General features: G+C 36.7%; 36 protein-coding genes. All 36 read right to left on the bottom strand.

Features of this window, described 5'->3' with window-relative positions; genetic code table 11:
• Positions 1-3 precede the first annotated feature (3 nt).
• Entirely contained in the window at positions 4-4803 is a 4800-nt protein-coding gene (locus OC533_RS11475) for a phage tail tape measure protein (RefSeq protein WP_071349214.1), read from the bottom strand.
• A gap of 4 nt (positions 4804-4807) precedes the next feature.
• On the bottom strand, positions 4808-5083 hold the full coding sequence (locus tag OC533_RS11470) for a Gp15 family bacteriophage protein (RefSeq protein WP_031644303.1): 276 nt from the start codon (positions 5081-5083) through the stop codon (positions 4808-4810).
• A gap of 32 nt (positions 5084-5115) precedes the next feature.
• Complete coding sequence (locus OC533_RS11465; RefSeq protein WP_023548513.1) at positions 5116-5547, bottom strand: hypothetical protein; 432 nt, start codon at positions 5545-5547, stop codon at positions 5116-5118.
• Between the two features lie 49 nt (positions 5548-5596).
• Positions 5597-6283 carry a phage tail tube protein gene (locus OC533_RS11460; RefSeq protein WP_010991154.1) on the bottom strand — a complete coding sequence of 229 codons (687 nt, stop codon included), beginning with the start codon at positions 6281-6283 and terminating at the stop codon, positions 5597-5599.
• 4 nt (positions 6284-6287) lie between these two features.
• Positions 6288-6659 carry a hypothetical protein gene (locus OC533_RS11455; protein ID WP_010991155.1) on the bottom strand — a complete coding sequence of 124 codons (372 nt, stop codon included), beginning with the start codon at positions 6657-6659 and terminating at the stop codon, positions 6288-6290.
• A complete protein-coding gene (locus tag OC533_RS11450) occupies positions 6656-6973 on the bottom strand; it encodes an HK97 gp10 family phage protein (RefSeq protein ID WP_023548511.1) in 318 nt (105 codons plus the stop codon). Before OC533_RS11450 ends, OC533_RS11455 begins: the two co-directional genes overlap by 4 nt.
• Positions 6963-7328, bottom strand: coding sequence for a hypothetical protein (locus tag OC533_RS11445; protein ID WP_023548509.1), 366 nt, complete (start codon positions 7326-7328; stop codon positions 6963-6965). Before OC533_RS11445 ends, OC533_RS11450 begins: the two co-directional genes overlap by 11 nt.
• Positions 7328-7681 (bottom strand): hypothetical protein, encoded by a 354-nt coding sequence (locus tag OC533_RS11440; protein ID WP_012951937.1) that lies wholly within the window; start codon positions 7679-7681, stop codon positions 7328-7330. Before OC533_RS11440 ends, OC533_RS11445 begins: the two co-directional genes overlap by 1 nt.
• A complete protein-coding gene (locus OC533_RS11435; RefSeq protein ID WP_172425835.1) occupies positions 7682-7849 on the bottom strand; it encodes a hypothetical protein in 168 nt (55 codons plus the stop codon).
• 19 nt (positions 7850-7868) lie between these two features.
• Positions 7869-8741 carry a hypothetical protein gene (locus OC533_RS11430; RefSeq protein WP_031659979.1) on the bottom strand — a complete coding sequence of 291 codons (873 nt, stop codon included), beginning with the start codon at positions 8739-8741 and terminating at the stop codon, positions 7869-7871.
• A 22-nt stretch (positions 8742-8763) separates the two neighbouring features.
• Positions 8764-9318 carry a hypothetical protein gene (locus tag OC533_RS11425; protein ID WP_071349215.1) on the bottom strand — a complete coding sequence of 185 codons (555 nt, stop codon included), beginning with the start codon at positions 9316-9318 and terminating at the stop codon, positions 8764-8766.
• A gap of 95 nt (positions 9319-9413) precedes the next feature.
• Positions 9414-10457, bottom strand: coding sequence for a phage minor capsid protein (locus OC533_RS11420; protein WP_069029850.1), 1044 nt, complete (start codon positions 10455-10457; stop codon positions 9414-9416).
• A gap of 4 nt (positions 10458-10461) precedes the next feature.
• The gene (locus OC533_RS11415; protein ID WP_031645955.1) at positions 10462-12018 is read right to left on the bottom strand and encodes a hypothetical protein; all 1557 of its coding nucleotides are present in this window, start codon (positions 12016-12018) and stop codon (positions 10462-10464) included.
• 14 nt (positions 12019-12032) lie between these two features.
• Positions 12033-13352: a PBSX family phage terminase large subunit gene (locus OC533_RS11410; RefSeq protein ID WP_077950702.1), complete on the bottom strand. Its 1320-nt coding sequence runs from the start codon at positions 13350-13352 to the stop codon at positions 12033-12035.
• Positions 13345-14085: a phage terminase small subunit gene (gene terS, locus OC533_RS11405; RefSeq protein WP_003731713.1), complete on the bottom strand. Its 741-nt coding sequence runs from the start codon at positions 14083-14085 to the stop codon at positions 13345-13347. The genes OC533_RS11410 and terS overlap by 8 nt, the downstream gene beginning before the upstream one ends.
• A 39-nt stretch (positions 14086-14124) precedes the next feature.
• A complete protein-coding gene (locus tag OC533_RS11400) occupies positions 14125-14352 on the bottom strand; it encodes a hypothetical protein (protein WP_119734953.1) in 228 nt (75 codons plus the stop codon).
• Positions 14353-14768: 416 nt separating this feature from the next.
• Entirely contained in the window at positions 14769-15341 is a 573-nt protein-coding gene (locus OC533_RS11395; protein ID WP_187992169.1) for a sigma-70 family RNA polymerase sigma factor, read from the bottom strand.
• An 87-nt stretch (positions 15342-15428) separates the two neighbouring features.
• A complete protein-coding gene (locus OC533_RS11390) occupies positions 15429-15584 on the bottom strand; it encodes a hypothetical protein (protein WP_003722548.1) in 156 nt (51 codons plus the stop codon).
• Between the two features lie 18 nt (positions 15585-15602).
• On the bottom strand, positions 15603-16016 hold the full coding sequence (locus OC533_RS11385) for a DUF2481 family protein (RefSeq protein ID WP_070277871.1): 414 nt from the start codon (positions 16014-16016) through the stop codon (positions 15603-15605).
• A gap of 3 nt (positions 16017-16019) precedes the next feature.
• Entirely contained in the window at positions 16020-16424 is a 405-nt protein-coding gene (locus OC533_RS11380; RefSeq protein ID WP_070277872.1) for a DUF1064 domain-containing protein, read from the bottom strand.
• On the bottom strand, positions 16369-16551 hold the full coding sequence (locus OC533_RS11375) for a hypothetical protein (RefSeq protein WP_061112210.1): 183 nt from the start codon (positions 16549-16551) through the stop codon (positions 16369-16371). The genes OC533_RS11380 and OC533_RS11375 overlap by 56 nt, the downstream gene beginning before the upstream one ends.
• An 18-nt stretch (positions 16552-16569) precedes the next feature.
• Positions 16570-17049: a single-stranded DNA-binding protein gene (ssb, locus tag OC533_RS11370; RefSeq protein ID WP_194330349.1), complete on the bottom strand. Its 480-nt coding sequence runs from the start codon at positions 17047-17049 to the stop codon at positions 16570-16572.
• Between the two features lie 25 nt (positions 17050-17074).
• Complete coding sequence (locus OC533_RS11365; protein WP_031667970.1) at positions 17075-17284, bottom strand: hypothetical protein; 210 nt, start codon at positions 17282-17284, stop codon at positions 17075-17077.
• Positions 17281-17682 carry a hypothetical protein gene (locus tag OC533_RS11360; protein ID WP_194330350.1) on the bottom strand — a complete coding sequence of 134 codons (402 nt, stop codon included), beginning with the start codon at positions 17680-17682 and terminating at the stop codon, positions 17281-17283. Before OC533_RS11360 ends, OC533_RS11365 begins: the two co-directional genes overlap by 4 nt.
• Positions 17679-17822 (bottom strand): hypothetical protein, encoded by a 144-nt coding sequence (locus tag OC533_RS11355; protein ID WP_194330354.1) that lies wholly within the window; start codon positions 17820-17822, stop codon positions 17679-17681. The genes OC533_RS11360 and OC533_RS11355 overlap by 4 nt, the downstream gene beginning before the upstream one ends.
• The gene (locus tag OC533_RS11350; RefSeq protein ID WP_085400858.1) at positions 17819-18064 is read right to left on the bottom strand and encodes a hypothetical protein; all 246 of its coding nucleotides are present in this window, start codon (positions 18062-18064) and stop codon (positions 17819-17821) included. Before OC533_RS11350 ends, OC533_RS11355 begins: the two co-directional genes overlap by 4 nt.
• A gap of 189 nt (positions 18065-18253) precedes the next feature.
• The gene (locus OC533_RS11345; RefSeq protein WP_262265261.1) at positions 18254-18814 is read right to left on the bottom strand and encodes a DUF1642 domain-containing protein; all 561 of its coding nucleotides are present in this window, start codon (positions 18812-18814) and stop codon (positions 18254-18256) included.
• Positions 18811-19491, bottom strand: a complete 681-nt coding sequence (locus OC533_RS11340; RefSeq protein WP_147732789.1) for a hypothetical protein — start codon at positions 19489-19491, stop codon at positions 18811-18813. Before OC533_RS11340 ends, OC533_RS11345 begins: the two co-directional genes overlap by 4 nt.
• A gap of 12 nt (positions 19492-19503) precedes the next feature.
• Positions 19504-20448, bottom strand: a complete 945-nt coding sequence (locus OC533_RS11335) for a site-specific integrase (protein WP_262265260.1) — start codon at positions 20446-20448, stop codon at positions 19504-19506.
• A 10-nt stretch (positions 20449-20458) separates the two neighbouring features.
• Positions 20459-21172 (bottom strand): N-6 DNA methylase, encoded by a 714-nt coding sequence (locus tag OC533_RS11330; protein WP_198491457.1) that lies wholly within the window; start codon positions 21170-21172, stop codon positions 20459-20461.
• Positions 21169-22101, bottom strand: coding sequence for a DnaD domain-containing protein (locus tag OC533_RS11325; RefSeq protein WP_262265259.1), 933 nt, complete (start codon positions 22099-22101; stop codon positions 21169-21171). Before OC533_RS11325 ends, OC533_RS11330 begins: the two co-directional genes overlap by 4 nt.
• A gap of 19 nt (positions 22102-22120) precedes the next feature.
• The gene (locus tag OC533_RS11320) at positions 22121-22936 is read right to left on the bottom strand and encodes a recombinase RecT (RefSeq protein WP_010991173.1); all 816 of its coding nucleotides are present in this window, start codon (positions 22934-22936) and stop codon (positions 22121-22123) included.
• A gap of 2 nt (positions 22937-22938) precedes the next feature.
• Positions 22939-23898, bottom strand: coding sequence for a YqaJ viral recombinase family protein (locus OC533_RS11315; protein ID WP_262265258.1), 960 nt, complete (start codon positions 23896-23898; stop codon positions 22939-22941).
• 232 nt (positions 23899-24130) lie between these two features.
• On the bottom strand, positions 24131-24319 hold the full coding sequence (locus OC533_RS11310; RefSeq protein ID WP_061385621.1) for a gp45 family putative tail fiber system protein: 189 nt from the start codon (positions 24317-24319) through the stop codon (positions 24131-24133).
• Positions 24320-24427: 108 nt separating this feature from the next.
• Positions 24428-24643 (bottom strand): hypothetical protein, encoded by a 216-nt coding sequence (locus tag OC533_RS11305; RefSeq protein ID WP_023552473.1) that lies wholly within the window; start codon positions 24641-24643, stop codon positions 24428-24430.
• A complete protein-coding gene (locus tag OC533_RS11300) occupies positions 24640-25173 on the bottom strand; it encodes a hypothetical protein (RefSeq protein WP_119734951.1) in 534 nt (177 codons plus the stop codon). The genes OC533_RS11305 and OC533_RS11300 overlap by 4 nt, the downstream gene beginning before the upstream one ends.
• Between the last annotated feature and the right edge of the window lie 39 nt (positions 25174-25212).

Here is a 25212-nt window from a genome sequence, read left to right as displayed (position 1 = left end):
CTATTAACCACCTGCCTTCACTCTCGATATAATTGTTTTAGCGTTTAATAGCGTATCAATATCATTTATTAACCACGATGCGACTGGCGTACTGCTATCATCCGGTAATACTAAATTCACTTGAATAGGTTGTGCATTTGCTACAATGTTTTTTTGATTGCTCACTAATTTATTGCTATCTGACTGATATGCATTTATTGCTTGTGTGTTTGGTGTCACTGGAACATCGATGCGCGGAATCGAATTAGTAAGATTTTTACTCATTCTAGCTGCTTCTATGCTAATGATATTAGCATTCTTCCGCATGCCTACGCCTACTCCCGCAATAACTTGAAAACCTACTTCGTTTTCCATTTTTCTTGAAGGCGAATGAATATCTAGTTCTTTTTTTATTGTATTCTCAATTGTTTTAGCTATATTGGATGATTCTTTTTGTAAAGGACCATTCATGTTTTTAAAACCAGTTATAATCCCTGCAACAGTTTGAGTACCAAGAATTGAACCAGCGGTTTTAAATTGTTTTGCGTCTCCTAACTCTTTTAACCATGTATTTTTTGCACTTGCAATGTCTGTAGTCGCTTTTTTATTAGCTGCTAAAATAGCTTTATCCATAGTAGCCTTTTCAGATTTAGATCCATCTAATCCAATAGCATTTGCGTTTTTATGTTTTTTAGACCATTCAGCTTGATATGCTTGGAGTTCTTTATCAGACATATTTGCGATTGCGCTAATTTGTCCAGTAGCACTTAAACCTTGTTCTCTAAGTTCATTAACCAAGCCATCATTAACTTTACGTTTTTTGAGTTTATTTATTAAAGCGATAAATTCATCTTGTTGCTGTGTCTGGGTCTTCAAATTTGCTAATAAATCACTACCGGCATATTTATCTGTTTTGGCCCTATCAAATAAACTTATTTGGCTATAAGCGCTTTCTTGATTAGCTTTTAAAGCATCGTTGTATGTCTTCTTAGCTTCGCTTATGCTTGCTTTTGCTTCATCGTTAGCTTTTTTCACGTTATCATAGTACTTTTGCGTAGATGATTTAACTGCTTGATTAAGCTTAGTTTTTTGCGTACTAATTTCTTTATTTGCAGCAGCTATATTAGTCCTTATTTTACGTGTCTGCGCCTCATTTAAGGTATATTGCTTATTAATCTGCTTAAGCTTATTAATATATCCTTGTGCATTAATTGCCCCCGTTTTATAATCCGTCTGTACATTAGCAATCTTATTATTTACATTTTTGGCATACGCAGTTTGTTTAGATGTGCCTTTTGCATAACGCGGTACGTTTTTCAAAGCTTTAGCTGTTTTATCCCCTCGCAATACCTCAGTACCTCGTGGTAGATTGAGAAGAACATTGCGTCCCTTTGGAATAAAACTATTACCGTCTGGCGTAGTAATCATTTCTTCGTAATTGCTTCCTTTTGCATCATTTACCAGAGCTGGTCCGCCACTATGGTTATTTGTTCCAGTTGCTAAACCTTGGACACCTGATGGTGCCTTGCCGTTCGTTTTATACGCAATTTCTAAAACTTTTTGTTGTCTTTGAGGTATTTTTCCCCAATCCGCAATCATGTTATTAAGTAAATCTCTAACAGTATCAGCATTAGTAAGCGCAGTAAATGTTTTTTTGCTTACTTTTGTACCATTGTATGAATAAATATTATTTTTGCCTTCTTGAACCTTACTCAATAAATCCCTATTGTTCGCATAAAGATTTTTAAGGTTTATTTTTTGACCGTTATACTCAACAATTACATTTTTACCTTGCTCGATTTTTGTTTTAACATCTGTATTTGTTGCAAGCAATGATTTTAAATCTACTTTTGTACCATTATAATCAACAATCATCCCTTTAGATGAGTTTAGTTTTTTTAACACATCAGAATTATCAACTACTAAAGTTTTCATAGATGGAGGTAATTTGTCCCAAACTCCCATGTCTTGTAGGGCTTTTTGTAGCGCAAGGCTAGTATCTGCATTCGCAATCATACTTTTTTGTTCAGGCTTCAATTTATCCCAAACACCTAAATCTGACAACGCGTTAGCTACATGTATAGAGTCCTCATAACTTACAATTAATTTCTTTTCGTTGAAAGTCATCTTATCCCAACGACCACTTTCAATACTTGCAGTTGCAATAGTTTTCTTTGCATCTGTGGTTAATTTTGCTTCTTTCATGATGAATTTCAGATTATTCCAACCTTCATTAGACTTGGCGGCATCCAGCACAACTTGATTTAAATTTGTTTTTACTTCCCCAGTTTTAGGATCTAAAACTAAGTCGCTCCAAGCTAAATCTGCTTTGCTTGCTCCATCACCAATTAACTTACTAGCATCACTAACCCCGCCTGCAGCTTCTTGTACATTACGAGTGAATTCGTCATAACTTAAACCCATTTCATCTAACGCGTGTTTTATATTTTTTTGAGCTACATCGCTACTTACACCTAATTTATCATATAGTTGTTCTTGTGTTTTAATCCACGCAGTAACACTTGAACGAACTGTACTATCACGTTCCCTATCCATTTGATTTATAGAATCGTTATAGGATTTTTTATCAATCAGCCCGTCATCGTATGCTTTTTTGAGCTCTTTCTTTTGTTTACTTGTTGAGTCGATTGTTTTTTTAGTTATTTTGTTTAAGTAGTCCGATTGTTCAACAAGCGCATCCTGATTAAGAGACTCAACTTCACCATTCATCGCTTTAATAATTTGCTTTTTCTTGCTTTCATTTAATCCCAAGCTCTCTACTTGCTCAATTTGCATTGCTTTATAAATATTATTAACTGTTTTAGATTCCTCAGAAGTTAAGTTTCTGTGTTTTTCGGCAGCCGATTTATAGATATCTTCAATTTCTTTATATTGAGCATTAACATTCGCTTTACGTTCATTAGCTCTTTTCTCAGAGTCTTTCATTGAATTGTCTAAGATAGCTTGAACTGCAGGAGAAAATTCTTCATATGACTTTTTAAAACCATTTAACGCATCATCTGTATTTTTCTTTATTTCATCTGCCATGTTTTTAAATGCTGTTACTACACGCTTGCTGTCATCTGTCGCACCTGTTGCAAAGGTATCTAGTGCAAGCTTACCCTCTGATGCAAATTCATTGAATTTACCCATCGACTTATCTGCCTCGGCACCAATATCATAACCCCATGTTTTTATACGTTCTTCGCTTTCTTCGATTTTGCTTATATGTTTATCCAGTGCATAAATTCCTACACCAATCAAAGCCGCGCCTGCTAAACCAATGACAGCTGGCAACGCTCCAAACGATCCCGCTAATCCTGCCGCTGCCAAACTAGTTCCTTCTACCGCTGTTGTAGTAGCCCCAAACCCAGCTGCCAAAGGAGCTAATTTACTCCCTAAACCTAAAATCTTACCTAAGCCCGCGAATCCTTTTATTAATCCGCCAGTCATTGATACTAGTTTTCCGCCAATCATCAGCACAGGACCAGTGGCTGCTAAAATCCCAGCCCATTTTATGATACTTTGTTGTTGCGCGCCGGAAAGGTCATTAAATTTATCAATCATTTTATTAGCCCACTCGATGATAGGAGTGAGGGCGGGCATTAATTTTTGTCCTACATTCTGTTCTAACACCTCAAGCGAAGCTTTGAATTGATCCACACCAAATTTACCAGCTTTTCGCATATTATCAGCAACTTGTTTAGTATATCCATTTGCTTCATCAGCGCCCTTAGAATATTTACGTAGAGAATCGCCTCCCGCTTCTAAAAGTGTATTAACAGCTGATAAAGGTTCACGTCCGAAAATCATCGTCAAGAAAGAGTTTTTCTGTGTTTTTGTCATTTTCTTTGTTTTATCATTAATGTCATCCAAGAGCGTTGGTAAAGTTTTCATATTGCCGTTGTTATCTTCAATTGTTAATCCAACTGCAGACATTGCTTCTGCAGCTGATTTTGAAGGTTTAAGCAAACTTGTAAGCATCCCCCGTAAGCCGGTACCCGCCTTTTGCCCTTCAATACCGCGGTTAGAAAGCAAACCAACAGCTGCTGCTGTATCTGTAAGTGAATATCCTAGTGAATGCGAAATAGGACCGACATAGTTCATTGCTGTTCCCATATCAGAGAATCCAGCCGCTGTTTTATCAGCTACATATGTTAGCACGTCAGCAACTTTGTTTGTGTATTCCATCTGCTTATTTGTGTCTTTAGAAATCATTCCAAATTGTTCTAATGTTGATGTTGTAACAGACATTACTGTTTCGAAATCATCGCCAGATGCACGAGCAGCGTTAAAAATCGCAGGCATAGACGCCATTGTTTGATTAATATCGTAGCCTTTTTTAACCATTTCTTTCATACCGAGCATAGTTTGCTCAGAAGCTACCCCATACTTGACACTAGCTTTCTGTGCATAATCAAAAACTTGTGTATAACGATCGCCAAACTCTTTCGCTGATTCATCAGATTCACGCAATAAAGAGTTAACTTCTGTCACTTCATTATCAAAATCAAGATACGCTTTTGTTGATTTAACCATGCCAGCAACGATAGGAGCCGTAAATCCAACGGTCATTGCGGTTCCAACTTTAGTTAACTTTTGCCCTGATTTTTCAAGCATATTTCCGAATTGTTCAACTTTGACGATAGATGAATCAAGACCTTTAACATTAATGTTTTTCTTATTGATTTTGTCGATATTGTCAGATGCTTTTTGCCCTTTCTTCGCAAAATTATCCATATCCTTATCGATTTTGTTCATCTGGTTTTTATAGCCATTTTCGCGTATTTTTATATCGTAATAAATTTCTCCCGCTTTACTCATGTTTTCACCCCTCTTTCAGCTTGCTGTTAGCTCTCAAAGCCTTTTCTAATCCTTCTTCATTAGAAGCAGCATCCTCAAAATATCCACGCTTTAACATGATTCGATTTTGCTTTATTTTTTCTTTCAGCAAATGTTTTGGCACTTTGCTTCGTTCAGTCATTCGAATTTCAAGAGTTGTCATAAATGGCGTTTCCCCACCTAAATTCATTAGATATGTCCGGAATTCTGAAAAAGTCATATTTGACAATTCTTTGCGCAATCTGATACCGTAATACGACAAAAAAGAAGACTCGATTAAATCAAAGTCTTCAACTATTCCGTAATACTGTTTTCCTGTGGCTTCCCCTCGTCACTTTCCTCGCTCATATCGCTTTCAAATAATTTAGCTATAATGTATTCAATAAGCCCCTCGTAGACTTTAGTTGGCAATGTTTTAGAATTGATTTCTTCTCTGTCTTCTTTGCTGAAAAAAATAGCAAAAATATCATCGTTCGTTGCTACAATTCCATCTGTGATAGTCATTAACAATTCATGCATGTTTTCATTATTTGGTATTGTATGTTCGTCATCACTTTCATCAGCTTTTAGTTTAGGCGCAAGAACTTGTCCTAAAATTTTGGGGGCTTCATCCAAAAGCGCACTGTACTTAATGTGTGCTTGTGCCGAAATGTCCGCATAATACTTTTTCCCGTTAATTTCCAAAGGAAGTTTTACTTCATTCTCGTTAAAATTAAATGATTTCATTTTTGTCCTCCAAATTAGTAAAAGCCCTCACTCAGAGGGCTTCGTATTTTTAAGCATCCGTTACAGTTACTGAAACATCTTTGAAAATAGAAGGCTTGCTAACTGTCTTAACTTTAACTGTGATAGCACTCGTTGTTTTTGCAACTCCTGTTAAAGTTCCATCACTAGCTACTGTTGCTTTTGCTTCATCAGATGAAGTGAATGTTACATCTTGTGGAGCTCCTGATGGCAGTACTCCTGCTGTAATTTTAATAGTTTCTCCAACTTTTACAGTTTTAGAGGCGCTATCTACCGTTACGCTTGTTGGCTCAATGGTAGGCGCCGGCGTAAAAACCGGCGTACCATTTGAATTCTGTGTGGCAGAAAATGAACCAATATCGTTCGCACCACCACCACCGAAATCATTAATCCCGATTGGTCCAGTGATTTCATACTTAGAGCCTGCTGGGAATTTAACCACAATTGTTTTTTCAGCTTCAGACCCAACTTTATCCCAAGTTTCACGTAATTCATTTTGTCCTGGATCTGATTCATTGTATTTCCCATCCAAACCTAACTCCATAGCAGCACCTGTTTTTACCGCACGTTCAAATACCTCACCAATTGTTGTATATTGTTCCACATTTGAGTTCAGTGAAATGTCTAAAGTTTCTAAGTCTTTGATCGAAACACCATCTCCGCTTTCCCCTGAATCTTTAACCGAAATTTCTAATTGTTTAACTGCATAAGTTGCCATTAACTTACATCTCCTTTTCAAATAATATTGTTAGTTGGTAAATCAAGCGACCATCATCGTCATAATCGACTTGTCCGCCGCTTGCTACATCTGTTGCTACTACCTTCTGATTTTGGATATTCAGCTCAGAAGGGTTTGTTAAAAGAAAGTAGTTACGTAATAAATCGTATGTTCGTTTGCATTGAATTGTGTTTTTGTCATAAATTAAAAAGCCGATGCTCTCACGAACACGACTTTGCGTTTGTACTTGCTTGTTTTGAAATGTCGGTGCTTCATTAATTACTACCATTGAATCAAGCCCTGTTTGTTTAATGAATCCAAGTGTTTTTATATCTGGGAATGTTTTTTTGAAATGCACTACTAAATCCTCAATCATAAGCGCATCCCACCTTCTACAATTTGGTTAATACTCTGAATTCCATAACTTACAGCCATTTCGTACCAACGTGGATTCCGACGATTTTCATAATATTGTCTGCGGGCATAAGGAGTTAAACTAAACACTCTAGCTACAATTGAATTTTTTTGGATGATAATTTTAAAGGCCGAACTTCGTCGCAAGTCTCCATACAAAATCGGAGTAACAGGCTGTGCTAATTCAACCAATTCTTCCCCAGCCTTTGCAGCCGTTGACAAAGCTTTATTATGAATATCATCTATGACTGTATCTTTAAAACTACTAAAGCTCATGCTCGGTCACCTCTCCTACGACAATTTCAAAATGATGTATACTACCGTCGGGATTCGGCGGGAAAGATACGCTCTGGACCTCACCTTTGATTGAACAATAGCCAGGAATAACAAAAGATACATTGTCCCCTTCGTTTACAACAAAATCTAATTTGTTGCAAAATAAGTTAATAATATATCTTATGTTTAACCCTTCCTGTGTTTTATTTACGAGCTTTTCAAACTCATAGCGAAACATTGATTTATTAATTGCATCTGGTAAAAGATTTCCAAAGTCATCGCGCCCACTATTACTAGTTATAGTAACTTCTGTGTTTAGGATAGCTTCTGGAATAGGTGGTAATTGAAAGCTCATTAACAGCCACCTACTCCCGCATAAAGCCAGCCACTAGATAAAAGCAAATCCATCACTTTGTCTGGAACGTCAGGTATAAAGTTGTTCGAGTTTTGTGATTGACCACCCATAGTTAATTTGCCTAGTGTAAAGTTACCAATGCCAATAAACTCACCATATTTCTTGATATGTTCACACTGCCATGCAACAGCTTGCTTAATATCATCATCTACATTGTCAAGGTCTACGATATTCGGCATAATTTGCTTGTCAATTGCTACAGAAGCGGCTTTTATTAAATTATCCGCTTCTGTTGGTTCGATACTTAAGTTTGTTAGACTAGCTAACTCACTTGGTGTAATATACGTTTTCATTTACTCACCCTCTTTATTTTTGGGCTCCTTTTTACTCTTGGGTGGCGATTTTTCTGGTTCTTTTTCTGGTTCTTTATACTCGAACTCTTCAAAACCATCAATTTTCAATTGATTGATTAATACAACATCGTCTGTATTGTAAACGACATTTTCTTTTTTTAATTGCATTTCCCTAACCTCCTTCTCCTTAGACTTCTGTAGAAGCGATTAAGCCATCTTTTTGTTGGTCCAACACAAAAATGTCGTGGTATACACGATATTGATACAACCAGCCATCACCTTGTCCTACAGAGCCAGGTGCGTGCAAATAGATAGAAGCGTGTTTTGCGCCGCCAACAACAGTACCTTTATTTACAAGTAAGAAATTCAGTTTCTTCGCACCTGCAGCTGGTTTGTAACCATCTGTAAAATCAAAAGTATCATAGAAACGATCTTCCGCTTCTACCTCAACAATACGTGTACCATCAATAGCCGTAATACGCGTTTCGATGGATGAAGGACCAATGTTTTGCACATTAATAGCTCGAACAAAATCATCACTAAGTTCTAATGCTGCCATAACATCTGGCGAAACATACATAACAAGATTCTGAGTTCCGTATTTCTTCACTTTTCGAATTGCCGCTTTTAATTTTGTGAACACATTATCTTTAGTGATTTCTTCCGCAACCGAATTACTATTTGTTTTCGCTGCTGTTGCTAACTTAGAAAATCTATAAGCGTCCATTTCTGGTCCAGCATGCCGAGAATTAAACTCTTTAGTAACATTCGCAGCAGAAAGCGCTTGACCTGTTTCGTCCACATCCATAACATCTACAAAGAATTCTACATCACGATCAAAATCAATCGTATAAGATTTATTTGTGTTTGAAGCAGAACCTTCGTTATATCCTTTATTTCTTGTATGTGCTTTAAGTCCTGTTGTTGTGATAGTTTGAATCTTAAACGTTTTTGCATCTAACCATAAAAGGTTAGGTGTTTCTAATTCATTTGTGTAAGTGCCAAAGACTAACTTCTGGTCGAGCTCCTTACCGTACTTGTCTACATAGTTAATAGCCATTTTGCTATCTCTCCTTTTCTAATTATGAATTTAATGCTTGAATGAATGGGTCTATGGCACTTGGCTCACTTGCATTGCCCAGTCCTGCCCCAATCGGTGGAGGCGTGTTACCTTCATCAGATTTTGCAATCCATTCTGGATATTGCTCTGCGAATTTCGCTAAGTTGTCGTCATTTCGCTCTTCATCCCCAAAAAGCTTCGTAAACGCTTCGTAACGTTCTTCTTTTACGCCGCTTTCTTTTAACTTACTGTGCCACTCTGCCGTTTGTTCTTTCTGAACATATTCATCCAGCTTTGATAGTGCCTCGTCTTTCTCTTTTTGAAGTTTTTTCAATGCCTTTTCAGATGAATCATGTTCGCCCACTTGATCGTTAAGCTGATTAATTTGGTCGTTTAACTTCGTGATTTCTTCCTCATGCGCGCTTTTGATGGTTTCAATCTCTCCATTAAATTTCTTTTTTTCAGCCGCTAAGCGATTCTTTACAATTTCATCCAGTTCCGCTTGGGTAAAAGTCTTATCGTCTCCCCCTTCAGCAAAATGTTGGATGTCAAACTTGCGCTGTAAATAATTCTTCATATTTCCTCCTTTTTAAGCTCTGAGTGAGCCATCCCTGTCTATTAGTTGCCGGCAGGTAGGCAAGATTTTTATATCAAGCCAAACAAAAAAAGCGTTCATTTAGACGCTTTTATAATTTCTCTATCCAATTCTCTCTCTAAGAATCGATTGTTATTCAAATGGTCTTGCAAAGCTTCTTCCCATTGTCTTACTTTCCCAGCTGTATATTGTTTAGAGGGACCTTCTGCAAGTATATCTTTTGTTTTCCAATCACGAATGCCGCGCTCGTAGTACCGTTGCTTGCTTTGCGCTTCGTATTCTTCTTCATCATATGGTATAGGCTCGTCTGTTTCGTCACCTTCAAAATACGAATATAAAAAATGGTGGCAATTGGGATGAAACAAACCATCATTTTCCGCTTCTTGTAATGTTTTATATTCATTGCTTTCGTAGTTAACTGATAGCACTTCTCCTTGCCAAGGAGCACAACGCGGACAACTTCTTACGTGAGCTGACACTTGAACTAATTCGTGCTCATATCTTCCAAGAACACGTTTCATGGCATTTAAACCAACATTAAAAAAAGCACCTCTTGAAGCCATTTCCATGTAAGCTCCTGGTCGGTACTTTCTTCCAGACTGATCTATAACATTTCTTATGCCATCACCTAAAACATTAATAAGTGATGTTGCGATAGCATATTTTAAAATTCCATTGCTATCTTTTGTTTCCTTAACCACTTGTTTGTACTTGGAGGGCGCGATTTTTTGCCAATAATTAGCCATATCTTCCGAAATTTGGATAAGTGCATCACTTTCAGATAAATAGTCGTCATTTTGTATATCAACCTCTTTCTTAGTTTGATATCTAGCTTCCATTTCGTCCTCGTATTCATTCACGCAATCAAGATAAACACTATACGTTAGTTTATCTATTTTATTTCTCGTTTCGTCTTTGAAAATACTTATATGTGCTTTCAATTCTCTTTTAAACTTTATCAAACGCGACTGCTGAATGAATTTCCATTTAGTTGGATTCTTAGCGCCATGCATAACATGCTTCTTTATCAGCAAAAGCAACTCTATTTCGGCATTATTAAAGTGGTTTCGTAAGATAGATGCTTCTTTTTCGAAATCCACTGGTGCATGGTGATGGCTCATCTAATCACCCGCCTTTCGTTTCCATTCCCCCAATTGCTTCCGGGTCAGGAACCTCTCCGATTGCGTTTTCTAAATAGATGCGTTTTACTTCCGCTTGAATTTCTTCATCTTCCCATTTTGGGTGGATTAATTTCACCTTTTCTTCTACACTCATAGCTAATGCACTGTTCATATTATTTAATGTGCTAGATAATTCATTCAGATTAACAGACATTGGATCTGGAAACTCAATTATTACCCTGATTTCATCACGCATTATTGCTTTTTCTTTATTGTTTGTTCCGCCAGTTAGCAAATATAGGAAGTCCCAAAGCATCTGTTCGTAAACATTTTGAATAAGGCGTTTTTTCTTCTCAATTTTACGCACTGTCGCGTCTTGTAAACTCCAAATTTCGGTCGCCTTAACTTCTCTATTACCTAGATTAAAAGTAGCGGGATTATAACCAGATTTCGAAACAGCTTTCTGAGCAAAATATTCCATCGTTTCGCGATAACTACCGTCTCGGAAGTCTCCTTGCATGAATTGAATCATGTCATTTAACTTCGCTCCAGCATCTAACGTTCCTTTGAATTGCATAAAGTAGTCTTCATCTACATTCATGGACCATTCTTCTTTATCTGTGCTCTTATTAACTTTTTTCCTAAACATTCGTTCGCTAGCCGCTATTTTTGTTTTTGTTTTCTCTCCTTCGCGCATATAAACAGTGAAAAAGTAATCTACGGCAAATAAATAATTGGTACATTGCGATAAGTCAGATTCCCCAAGATTAAGATGTGGGTATCTAGTATTGCTTGGGCTATTATTTATTAAATAAGCGCCCAAGCTCTTTAAACCAATTGATACAGAATGATTCAATTGAATATCATTTGTGTACAGATAGCTTGTAATCTGTTCTGGTAGTCTTTCCGCACTGATAGGAGTAGTTTTATCGCCATCGATTTTAATAACAGAATATGTTACAAAACCTCCAGATAATTTTTTCCCTTCATTGTCCCATTGTTTTATTTCTCTGCTTTCAACTAAATAATAAATATCTGCTTTATTGCTTGTGGGTATTTCCTCAAAGAAATTAAAACGAAATGGCTCATTGTTTTTAAAATCTATCCAAAATTGGCTGGAGCTATGAACGCTAAGAGATGGTCGCCCATTTAAAATGTTAATCTTTACAGCGGATACTCCGCTCCCCCCTGCTAATTCAACAATTTTCACGCTCTTACTATCAAAATTATCAATCCGTAATGCTTCTTTCAGTTGCTTTGTTAAGTTTTCATCCTTACTGCCATTAACCCCTGTTACATCAATACTTAAAGGCTTTCCAGATATATACTCAGCCGCAACAACAACTATCTCATTGCCTGTTCCGGAATTCATTAACTTATCGTGCACTGTTGGCACATATCCTTGAGCCCACAACGAAGTTAAATAGGAGTCTTTGCTCCATTCTTTTTGATTATCTGGAATAAGCGGCAGATATTTTGGTATTAACTCCGGTTCGCTTCCATTAGGTTTTCCATTTAGCCAGCCTTTAATAAAACGTGTCATTACACTCCAAACACCCATTTAATCACTCCTTTCTATATATCTTCATAATTCCTATAAAAGTAGTTTGTAGCATATCTGCTCGTGTCCATCGCATGGTTATTCTTATCAACTGGCTTTCCACTGTTCTCGTCGCGTACATACATACCAATTTCTTGTAGCCAACTGTAATGGTCATATTGATCGTTAAGTTGTTCAACAAGCAAGTAACGCCTTTCACTTAATAGCGACTGCATCCGCTCAATTCCAACCTCTATACCTTGCGCTTTACCTGTCACATCATGAGCATTGTTGTCTGCTCCTGCCGTATCAACACCAACCTTTTCCAGTTCTTCACGTAGCCAGCGACAGGCAGGGTCAATAAAAACAGGCTCATTTACTGGTACTTCATACTCTTTCATACACCATTGAATGAATTGTTTTATCTCAACGGCATAGGTTGAACCAGCTTTTACTTCTCCTGTATCCCTACCACTGTGATAATAGGATGCAACTTGATTAAATTTGTATTTATAATGTCCGTCAGACGCATGCTCTGTAATTACATAGCACTCACAAACAGTAGCATCTTGTTGTCCTCCATCACCAAAAAAGACCATCTCAATTGGATGCCCTTCTAATTTGGGTATTTGGTTTTTCTGCATATCAAATGTTTCGTAAATAATACCTTTTGGCAAAACTCGTTTACCATACCAGTCACGTTGCAAAAGGTAAGAGGAGTGTTTGACTTCGTTATATATTTCTTGTTTCCGTTCTTCTGAAAGAGCTGGATTATCCTTCGCAGTCCAATGCCGCCATTTGTAGCGACCTGACTTTTCATAGTTAGAAAAGATTTCTAACACTGGATGATTCGGTGCAGGTGGGTTCAATTCAGCTAAATGAAATCTATTTTTCGCTGCAAAGGTCCGTCGAAAACATTCTTCAATAAAATCTTTGTGAAGCAAATTGATTTCTAAAAACGTAACAGTACCCAATGACATACCAGTAATAGCACCCACGCTATTTACTTTCCCGCCACCTTTATAATAGATTTTCTTTGGACCGTTTGGAGAATGTATAAGCAAATGATCCCCATGCTCGTCGTGTTTCATTTCTGCAAGATTACCGAATATGTGCATCAATCCAAATCCATCGCCATCCATGAATAAGCGAAAGGCTTGTTCTTGGTTAAATGCAGCAACTAAGTGATTTTGATCTTCGGAAATAGAATAGATATAAGCCATTTTAAAGATATCGGCAGTAGTTTTACCGGATCGCGGAGTTCCTTCGTTGACTTCAAGCGTCACACCCCGAAAAGGGAATGTAATAGTTTCCTGTTGTTTGGGCGTAAATACTAGCTCATCAATTTTACTCAAGGTCTCCGTTTCCTCCTTTGGCAACATCTAATAGTTTATTAAGCAATGTAGTATCTTTTTCAGCGCCTTTAATAAGAGCTGTGCGGGCCTGTATATTATCTGTTGATGCAATAATTTGATTAAGCTTAGCTTTGCGTTCATCTTGCTCATCAGCAATGGCAATAAATTGCTTAATTAACCCACTTAGTGTAGACATCGCACGACTTTGTGCATTTAAAAAATTCGCCTGTTTATCCCAAGCGAATTGATACTCATATTTATCAGAACCACTATCTCCAAACCCCGCTTGTGTTTGAACTTTAGTTTCATCTTCGGAATTTTCCACCCACATAATTTTCTGTGCTCGAATAATAGCGGCGTATTGTATTTGTATCTGCCCCCAAATTAAATCAGCTGGTTCTTGTTGGTCCATCATACTAATAATATCTATCGTATCATCCGGAAGATATTTAGAATACAGTCCGTGTGTACGTGCGTTTTGATTCCCTTTAGGAGCAGCGCCGCCTTTGTTGTTCTTAGCATTCCCGTTCCCTTTCATTGAATAGTAACGCTCCTTTTGATTCGTAACGTTACTATTACTGTTATCACTCCAGTTATCTTCCGATTTCCATTTCCTAATCTGTGATGGTTTACAATTTAACTTACTGGCAATTTCCACAAGTGGCATTGTCTTATCTGAATCAAGCCACATTTTCTTTGCTATATCTCTGTTTGGGTTTCTTGCTCTAGCCACTCACTTCCACCACCTCGCATTCTGTGTTTGTTTCGCTAATTAATTATTATCTTTAATCGTTCCTACAATGATGCTTAGAGCTTCTAAATAATCACTCTTAGCTTGTTCAAAAGTCTTACCATTTAGCGTAGCTAATCGTTCTATTTTCATGTAATGAATCTGGGCTAACGCAAAGCTTTGTTCTTGTTCTGAACCAGCAATATTTATTTTAAATTCTGGCTCTTTTCCTTTTACCTCTGTTATTCCTGCTTTTATAATTTCCCTCATGTAATTAACCCCTTCTTCGTTTTTTATTATATACTCGGCAAGGATTTGCACCTTGCATGAACTAATTAATTTGTTTTACAGGAGTTTTAAGCTAAGACATACGTTTCTTAGCCACATTAGTTCTATCCTGTGCTTCGTCTACCTGTTCCGCCACGAGTATAAACTGTTAACGTACAGCATAACGCCACAAGCGTGTTTTACATCCAGTGTGGATAGGATATGAGATTGAACAGAAGTGTCGTCATCTGTTGAGACTAGTGGCCAGATACAAAGCCTCTGCCAGGCAACATAGCAATCTCCTGCTATATCATCATAAGATTATAAATGAGAAGTGGAGCGCAGACTCAATATAAGATTTTATTTTTGTAATCATCTTCACTTCTCATATATAGGTGGCAGGTGTGCGGCAAAAATTACTAAATTGCCATGCAGAACAAACTTCCGTCGATTTGTTGTTGTATTTTTTCTTCTCCTCGGTGCAAGTATGATCGTACAGAACGAATGCTTATCTCTAATTCGTCGCTAATTTGAGATAAAGATAAATTTTTTTCATGTTTTAATAAAAATACTTTTTTCTCTTGCACCGACATTGTAGACATAGCATCTTCCATCCGGATTTTATCCCATTCTGAAATCTTCGGCTCATTATCTTCAAACTCATAAGCATTTCCATGCTCTTGTACAAACCATCGTCGCATCGTTTCTACATCAGTAACATTTACCTCTCTTTGTAAGCCAGAACGTCGGTGGATTGCTCTCCGTGGCGCTGGTTCATGTCCTAATTCCATCCAGTCTATTGAGAACTGCAAACTGTCTATAATACTATTTAATTTCGACATCGTATTTTTTACCGGCATTTCTTGAAAAACTCTTTTTTGTCCCGCTTCTAATGGAGGGCGTTTTTCAGCATCAATTCTTTTTTGCAGATTAGCTTTTACTTTTTGCACATCTTGTAAAGCTCCTCTGTACTCATTAATTAATTCTTGCATTCTCGTCACTCTCCCCAATGATTAATAAAAAAAGGACGTCACGACAGATTTAACTGTTCATGACGTCCTTCGATTTTTTCGACCAGACTATTTATTTAGTTTTATTGTTTGTACATTTTCGGCAGTGGTAGGTTTGCCGTGGCTCCATGTTATGGTAGTTTTTCCGAAGCCGTTTTCAGGTGGTTTTGTTATTAACTTTTCTTCTCCATTTACGCGAGTATACACACCATCTTCTTTTTTCATAAAATCGCCCCCTAAAAATCATTTATCCGTCCAATTTTCCCTAGCGATTCTGTGTAAATCGTAAACAAAATTCTTTCGGTAATATGAGCGATTTTCTCTAATTGCTACAAAATTATCCATTTTCGATTTAGATACATTAAAGAAATCAGCTATTTCCGATTGTGTTAGCCCCGCATGTCGCAATTTAACAAATTCAATAATGTTCATATTTTCCCAATTCCTATTTCCGACTATCGCTCTTGCTTCCTTCTTCATCCAAGTACGCATTTTCTCTTCTGTATTAGTATTCATTAAATCGTTTAACTCTTTTTGCAACACTTCCCTGTCAGCAAAAGGTAAATTTTCGTTTATTAAATAACTAATTATCTCCCGTTGCCTCTCTTTATTCTCTGTCATCTCTAATACTTTCTCTGTCATCTCTAATACTGCCATTTTTCACACCTCCACGAAATTTCGTCCTTTCTGTTTCAAACACTTAATTGATTGCATATAACGCATTTCAAAAAGTTTTTGCTTGATTCGAAACTCTTTTGTTAACATGCCTTTGATGTCGATTAATTCCTCGTGACCATCTTTGTATCGAACGAGAAAATCAGCTCTATATTTAATCGCATGATACTTTTTCCCATTCTTTACAAATGAGTCCTGCAAAATAAACTCTGGCTGTAAATCGAAACTCACTACTTCACCAGTCATTTTTAATAGTTTCAATTGCTGATAATATGCTGCTTCTGCTTTGCTATCGAACTTTATATCGTCAATAACAACTTTCTTCGCATTATATTTACTTCGCGTACTCGTTCGCTTCGTTAATGACGTACGCGGTATACTTCGCCTCAATTTCTTCGTCCCCCATTTGTTCGATTTCGCTAATTTGATAGTTTGTGACTTCTGCAATCGCATTAGCCATTTGTCTGATGCCCATTGATCTATTTCTCAACTTTTTTATTGCTGTTTCTGCTGTCATTTTTATTCACCCTTTCCCTTAAAATGGCAAATCATCTTCGTTAATATCAATCGGCTTACCTTCGTTTGCAAATGAATCGCTCTTCTGGCTCGTATCCGCTCGATATGAGCTTGTTTTATTGTTATTTGAATAATTAGCTTGGTTTTGGTAATTATTCGATGTAGCGCCTTCTGTGTGGTTTCTGGACTCTAAGAATTGAACTGATTCAGCTACTACTTCTGTAACGAAAACGCGTTTGCCGTCGCTGTCCTCATAATTACGAGTCTGTACGCGTCCATCAACGCCCGCCATACTTCCTTTCTTCAAAAAATTAGCAACGTTTTCGGCTGGTTTACGCCAAACAACACAATTAATGAAATCAGCTTCTTGTTCTCCTTGTGCATTTTTAAATGGGCGATTTACTGCTAATGTAAAAGTCGCAACTGCCACGCCAGCCGGAGTGTAACGTAATTCAGGGTCTTTTGTTAATCGTCCTACAAGTACTACACGGTTCATCATTTGCCTTCCTCCTCCTTCAAAACAATCAACAATCAATTGATTGTTTTAAATTAGTTACTTCTACAACCATCGCGACATCAGAACTTAATTCATTCGCTTGTCTATCCGCTTCTTTAAACTCAGTAAACTTGATTGCTTCGCTAAAATCGTTTGTGGTTTTAACTTTTTTTGACTCTTCATCCCAAGATTCCAAATACTTTCCTTCTTCAACATACAATGAGTAAATTTTTGTCATTTACCTTCCTCCTCAATATCTTTAATATCCGGTCGTTCTCCGTGAGTTTCAACCATATATTTTTTCGCTTTTTCAACTTCTTTTCTAAATTTATCTAATCCATTTGCTTTAATTTTTTTCTGGATTAAAGGAATCACATTATCTTTATAATATTCGATTGCTTTATCTCGAGTGTCTGAAATAAAAATGTCTATCACGCTGATTGGAATACTTAGTAATTTAGCGCCACTTTCAACCTCACTAACCTGTATAAAATCTTTGTTTTTCTTATTGAACACACATATTGCAAAGTTTATTTCGTCAATAGTCACTTGCATTCCAGTCTGTTCAATCCAGCCAGCTACCGTCGCAATCTGGAACACTTTATCTTTTTCAGATATTTTTATTGTGCTAGTCATTTGCCTTCCTCCTCAAAAATCTCAAAGCACCCTTTTACCTCTTCTACTCCAACGAACATGATAAACGGACCTTTAAATCCTCCGTTCTCATCAACTTCATTTAATTCTTCGATAAAGTCTCTAAAGCCAATCGCTCTCATGCTATCGTCCCTTCCTTCGCCTTATGTTTGAATTTAAATTCAGATAGTTCATACAATCCACACTCGCCATTCTCTTTTTCTAACACAGCATATACGCCCGATTCTGCGTATATTGTTTCTGGGATAGTAACAAATTTGTGAAAGTATGCTATTTCACCTGTTTCTTTGTAGCGATAAGATGGTCTGATATCTGTTTTTTCTTCGTAGTACTCTTCTCTTTTTAAAAGGATTACTTCTCTCATGCTTCACCCTCCTTTCAAATTCAGCAAAGATATAAACTCTATCACGATTTGCCTCAGGATAATGTACTACTTGAAACTGCACGGAAACTGGTCTTTTATTATTTCTGATGATGTATTCATTCAACAATTCCAGCGCTTCCTTATCATCATCCACAAAAGATTTGAAATAAGTAGAAATATCAAATGATTTCATTCTTCTTCACCCTCCAAATCCCTAACAGGAACAGCAAACTGCCAATAACGTTCATCCATTTCTTTGATTTTTGCTTCTGTAAATTGTGTTTTAAAAATGTCATTTTGAACACTATCACTTAAAGACCGACGACCATCATTTCGTACATTGAGATACCCCAAAGAATTAGTAATAAGTTGTACATAATAAAGCGGTTCTTTCTCGACTTCGTAGCCGTCCATCCACGCGCGGGCGAGTAGTTCTTGATTATCAGCTGATGAAATTAACCATCCGTACATTTCATCAGGCATACCTGCATTGCCATAATCTAACAAACAAGCTAAATCGTATTCTCTTTGTTCACAGTGATTTATCCAGTCATCGGCAAATCGCGGAACTATTACCAGTTCTGGTTCTTTCGCTTTCACAAGATACTTTTGTGGCTTCGTAACTGTCACCGGAAATTCGTCAATCTGCACTTTGCACTTTTGCGTGTCGTTATATACTTCTTCTACTGTCCCAACGCGCTTTTTGCTTCTTAAAATGAGTTCTACTCTGTCTCCTACTTTTAAATTCATGCTTGTTCCTCCTTGATTTTTTTAGAGTTAATATAATGCGAATAGGTCGCATCTGCTTCTTTTCGCCAACCATTTATCTCGTTTTTTGATTCCCTTCTATAATTGATTCTGTGATTTCTTATATAGTTTTTAACTAAGCAATAAGACAAATTCATTTCTGCTGAAATCTCTTTGATTGTGTACCCTTGATTTCCAAGATGACGAATCATTTTGTCATCTTCTTTAGACATGTGTTTGTTTGTCAGTCCTAACAGTACCTTTCTTGCCGCTACAGAGGCTTTTGTTCTTCTTAATCGTTCAGCTAATTGGTCATTCGACATAATAATATAATTATTTTTTAGTATCTCATCTTCTTTTTTGGTCCACGGACGCCTAATAAAAGAAACTGAAGAATCTCTTTTTCTTAACTTCACTAGTCTGTTTATAACTGCATCTTTTGTACGTCCTAAAAATTCGGCAGCTTTGCTAATATTGTCGTCGTTTTCATAAACAAAATACTCTAAATAAATATCCTCATCTTCTGTCCACTCCGAGTTTTTACTGATTCCAAGTCGCGCCGCTTTGTTTTTTATTGAATGATAAGAGCGATTTAAAAAATTAGCTATTATTTCAGTGTCTACGTATTCGTAATTATTCTGTAAAACTCTGATTTCCTCATCCGTCCAATTTTTTCGCATCTAATCACCTCACTACGCAATCTGCATCAAAACAGATAACATTTTTTGATCATCTTTCTTTTGTAATTCGTCTAACACATGCGCATAGGTTTCTTGTGTGACACCTACATCAGCATGTCCTAATCGTGCTGAAATCGTATGAATCGAAACACCTTCTGCCAGCAATACGCTTGCATGCGTATGCCGTAATGCGTGAAAGCTAATCTGTGTAATTCCTGTTTCTTTGCATTTAGCAGCTAAAAAATTGTTGATGGTTGAATTGAATTGACGTTTGTAAGTGCCGTCTTCAAATTTTTCAACAAAAATGGGTTCGTTTTCTGGTAAATCTTTTATCAGTTGTTTGAACTGCCCGACAATCTGCCAATCAATTTTAATGGTCCTTACTGACGACAATGTTTTCGTTTTAGCAAATCCCTTGTTATATTTGTAATCCCATGTTTTGTTGATAGATATAGTCTGTGCTGTCCAATCAAAATCTGCTGGAGTGATAGCTAAAGCTTCTGCATAGCGCATTCCGGTCTTAGCTACGAGCATTACGAACCATCCAAATCCAATTTGGCTCGTATCGAGTGATTGTAATAACTTCGATAACTCCTCTTTCTGTAAGAATTTCTGCTTTTTCGCTCTTGTCGGTTCTGCTCCTTTTATAACAACTCTATAAGTCGGGTCTTTATCTATTAATCCATCGTGAAACAAATCTTTAATGCACGCTTTCACATGATGATGAAAATCTTTAACTGTCTGTTTCTCATGTGTTTCAGCATAAACATTAATAATTCGTTGATATTCTCGTCTGTCAAAATCTGAGATAAAAAGTTTTGGGCATATATCTCGAAGTTGTTTTGCTGCATTATAATATTTAGCTAGTGTTATTTTTGCAATTGCTCCAACTTTATACACTTCGACCCACTCTTCAAAATAGTCACAAAATAGTATTTCTTTTTGCTTCTTAGTCATGTTCTCCCTCCTAAAAAAGTTTCAATTGTGATGCTTCTTCGTCCTCTATTTCTAACTCATTTAAATATCTATCAGCTACTGAAAGAGGGCTTTCTATATGTTCGATAACTGGTTCTAGCCATTTATGAATATTAAATTCCTTCTCTACGGTTTTACTGTGTGGCATGATGTTAAAAGAACTAAAATTTAATAAATCGTCTTTATCGTTTTGAATGAAATACACTTGTTTCGCTTCTCTTGTTAGCGCATCCCCGTGAATAACTGTTGCGTTCATTCCTCTAATTAATAAATTGAAAAGAAGGAAAGGTAACGCACGATCTGATAATTCTTCACATTGATATAGATACATAGATGGCAGATAATCAAACGGCGAATATTTCAGACAATCTTCATACCATTTGCAAATCGTTAAACTACCTGTTCCGGCAGCAACGTCTAATCTTGTTCCGCCCTGACTGTCTGTTAATCCTCGTACCAGTTGTGAGGCAACATTACTTATTGCAGTTGGTGTAAAATCTTGTGCATATTTCTTTTTATTCGCATGCTCTTCTTCAAAATAGACGTGAAACCAATCTTTTTCTAAATGCGTATCATGTTGTAAAAACTGCTTAAATATCTCTTCTCGCTTTTCTCTATCAAACAATATTTTCATTAGCGCATCAGATGCTTGATATGATTCTTTTATTCCGATTAAATTATTAATTGTTTCCGTTGTTAGTGTCACGCTTGCACCTCGCTCCTAGCCGCTAATTTCGCTTTAATTTCAGCGACTTTCTTTTCTAAGTCTTCGCTTGATTCTGTTGTTGAAGTTTCTTGTTTTGTTTGTTTCTGCTCTTTGTCGAACCAATCTGGCAATACTTCTTCTTTAACTGGTTTGTTGTATTTGTTGTAAGCGGGCTTGTTATATTTTTGCTCTAACTCTATCTGTCGTTGTTTTTCCGCTGCATCAACATCAGCAATTGTTTTAAATCCTCTGCTTTCCCAGTTTTTAAGAATCTTATTAACGTAAGCGTAATTTCGTTTGTTTGCTCCTTGTTCAGAAGTAACCTCCAAAGCCTTCATGACAATTTCTCGATTACCTGCAAAATCATCTACCCAAGCAAGTAGCTTTTCCATTTCAACTGGAAGCATCATTCCGAATCCATTTTGTTCCCAAAAATCTTTGAAATTTAAATCGCTGTTGTTGTTAATATCTTTCTTTAATTCTTTAATTCTTAAGTTCTTTAATTCTTGTTTATGTCCCTTTCGTTGTACCATTTGATGTTCTTTCGTTGTATCTTCCGTTGTGTCAATCGTTGTCCCTTTAGTTGTTCTTATTTCCTCAGAAATACCTTGAAAGTCGTTGTAATTACTGATTTCATACGTTGTCCCTTTTTGTCTACTTTTAGTTATCGTTATCATGTCATTTTTTTTCAATAGTTCTAAGAACTTTCGAACCTGTTTTCTGTCCGCATTCCATCGATTTGAAAGCCATAATTCAGATGTATGTTTTTGTCCTCTTTTTATCGTTATTAACTCTCCGTTTATCAAAATATCCCTATCTTGGTGATTGGCTAAAAGGAGCAAATCCAACCACCATTTTAAATATTTTTCATTCTCCCAAATCCAATGTTCTTGTAGAGAACGATAAATTTTTATCCAACCACTAGACATGCTCCTTTTCTCCTTTCATTTAGATCATTGACCCTTGAACCTCCGAACCAGCTTCTAACGTGTCAGACGGCGTTATGGGCGCATCTATGATATCTGGTATTGATTCATCTTCTGTAACGTCTTTTCGTTCTCTCGGCTCTGCTTCGTCCTCTGTAACCGCTGTTTGCATATCGATGGATAAAATCCCCCATTTACTTAACATGTTTCTAAGAACGGTCTTTTTAGCCATCGCATCATAATCTTTTTTCCATCCAAAATCTGATTTACTAAATTTCTGTTTATGTGCTTCAATTTCTTTACGAGTCCAATAGACCGTTTTTTCAAAGCCATTAATTAACTGGAAATAGCCACAGTAGCCAACCACTTTTTCACTTGTATTGTTGTCTAAATCTAGTTCGATTTCTTCCGTAAGTCGGTTCCATTTCAGTAGCTCACCTTCGCGCACTTCGATAACATTAATGCTTTTATATTGTCCTGTGCGTAGTGCTAACTGGATGTATCCTTTATAACCAAGCTGAAACTGTGCTCTGCCTTTGTAAGGAACAATCCACGCATAGCCTAAATTTTTGTCAATTGGTAAATCTAGTGTTGCAGCAACCATGGCGGAAGTAACAACTGTCATAGGGTCAGTTTTTTGTAAATAGTCGTCACCATTATAAAGATTTAAAAGGGAAGTTAAAAATTGAGGCGCTTTTTTATCTAGTACCTTTTCGAATTTCTTACGCATTGTCGGTGCTTCTAGCAAACCTTTTAAGTCTAATGATTGTGCGCTTGCTACTTGCCCTCCATTTTGTTTATTTGCTAATTGATTTTTTAATTCATCGTTAGTTGCCATTATTATTTATTCTCCTTCACTGCAAATTTTCTATAACTAGTTTCTTTACGTAATTTTTTGTAAATGTCTGGATGTTCTTCTTTTAAACGTTTAGTGTCTACTCTTGAGGTAATAACAGGCTTCCAAGTAATCGTAAATTCGTCTGCGATGCCTGTTTCAGCTTCTTTTAAATCATTCTTGATATTATTATCAATTTCTTTCTTTCGTGTCTCTAAAAGCTTTATATCGCGTTCTAAATTTGCTCTTTCAGCCAAAAATTCGTTGTATTTTTTTGATAAAATAACTTGTTTAGCTTCTGACTTAGCAAAACGATCTTTTAAATATTTTTCTGCGGCACTTGAACCGTCTAGTGCCGGCGCTACATGTCCTTTTACGTTCGTTTCCCAAAAATCTAACTCAAAAGCAATTATTTGATTGATTAACTCGTCATCGCGTTCAATTTCTTTCCAAATGAATTTATTTCCTCCAATTAGAACAGCTACATAGGCTTTACTTTTACCTGTGACCGCTAAATAGTGTTGTATTTGCACTAGATAAGTCGCTGGTACTTCGTCAGCTTCCCATTCTTTTGATAAGTATGCTGATGCTGTTTTACATTCCAAAATAGCGTCTTCACCAACCACAAACCTATCAACGTTTGCCAACATAAAATCATGCTCTGGATGTTGATACATCATGTTACTACGTCTTACTTTCTTTCCAGTTCGCTTTTCGAATTCTTTTGCTACAACTTCCTCCATTTGATTTCCCCAATATGCAGCTTCGCCCGCTGATTCATCGGGCAAAACTTGGTCAGTCTTATCTAGCCACAACTCAAAAGCTGTTTTATATTGATTTAAACCCATGATAATTCCTGCATCGCTACCGCCAATGCCTAGGCGCCTAGTCAGCAACCATTGTGTTCTATTCATGTCTTTCACGCTTGCTAAAACGTTCATAGTCTTTTCTTTTGCCACAGCCATATATGTTACCTCCATTGATTTTTTAATGGACCTGAGGTATAATTTTCTTAAGGTAATATCTCAAATCCTTAAAGCGCGCACTGCTATGCGTGCTTTTTTAATGTCTAAAACCATCATCCCAAAAATCGTCCACAATCATCGGATTCTCAACCATGTTTATCACTTCCTCTCAGCCAATATCCCGCAATCACTGACATAAACGACACGAAAATCATTACCATAAATACATCCATTATCTTGTGACCTCCTCGTAACCCTTTAGTTTTAATTCTTCGATATAGTCCGTCATGTTGTCGCACCCTGTTTCGGTTAATGGGATTTTCTGCTGAAATGCCGGGTTAGCTATCATTTTTGTTTTACTATTTGTATGAATTTCGCTATCTCCGAAGTTTGTTGTCTTTCTGAAAACTCTTTCTGTCATTGTTGTAGCCCTCCTAAATTAAAATTAGAATTAAAATCAAATTGCATAAGTTTATTAATGCTAACGCCGATGCTATTATGACTAAGATGCTGAATATAATTTGACCTTTCATAGTGCGCGCCTCGGTATAATAATTTCGCGCAAATGCCCATTTACCAGCTCTTTAGTGACTTCATACTTTTTATTAAATGTTTCAGCTCTTTTTTTACGCTCAGATTCATCAATCTTTTTAAATCGCTCTTTTACAATGTTGTTTATTTCTGTGAAATTAATACCCTTCGACTCGTAACCTTCGTAATTAGCCGATACTAAAACTTCGCTCATTTTCCACAACTCCTTACTAGTCCAGATTTTTGATAATATTGATCACGTTTGTTTAAAACTTGTTGTAAATCTATGTTGAAAGCTTTCGCAATACTTGCGTTCAGAGTTAAAGCAGATGCAACTACATCTGTTATTTCTGAAATAGCTTGTTTTGCGGCTTCTCGTTGTAGCATGTCACCTTTTCTCAAGCTATATGTCATCGTTTCTAAGCCGTTTTTTAGCGTGTTTATTGCTTCTTCAACTTCTAGTTCAAAGCGGTTAGTTAACGAAGCGTGGTGATTGTCTAAGCCGTCGAAAAGTGGAGGTATCATTCCGTTTGAAAATTCATGTGCGAATAAATAGGTGCTTTCTGGTTCATTGTAGCTATCAATTAACTGTTCTGCTTGTTCAAGTGAAACTGTTCGTTTTCCTTTTATCTGATTACTTATTAGTGCTGGTGTTACATAACTATCAATCGCTAGCTCTTTTTGCGTGCGAGTTTCTGCTAAAACTTGCATCGCGGTTGGCGCTGATGTTGATTTTTGAAACATAATATCTCAATCCTTTTTGTTTATTTTTTAACCACTAAT

This window comes from Listeria sp. Marseille-Q6474 (assembly GCF_946902005.1).
Taxonomy (GTDB): Bacteria; Bacillota; Bacilli; order Lactobacillales; family Listeriaceae; genus Listeria; species Listeria innocua.
This window is presented reverse-complemented; position numbering and strand designations above follow the sequence as displayed.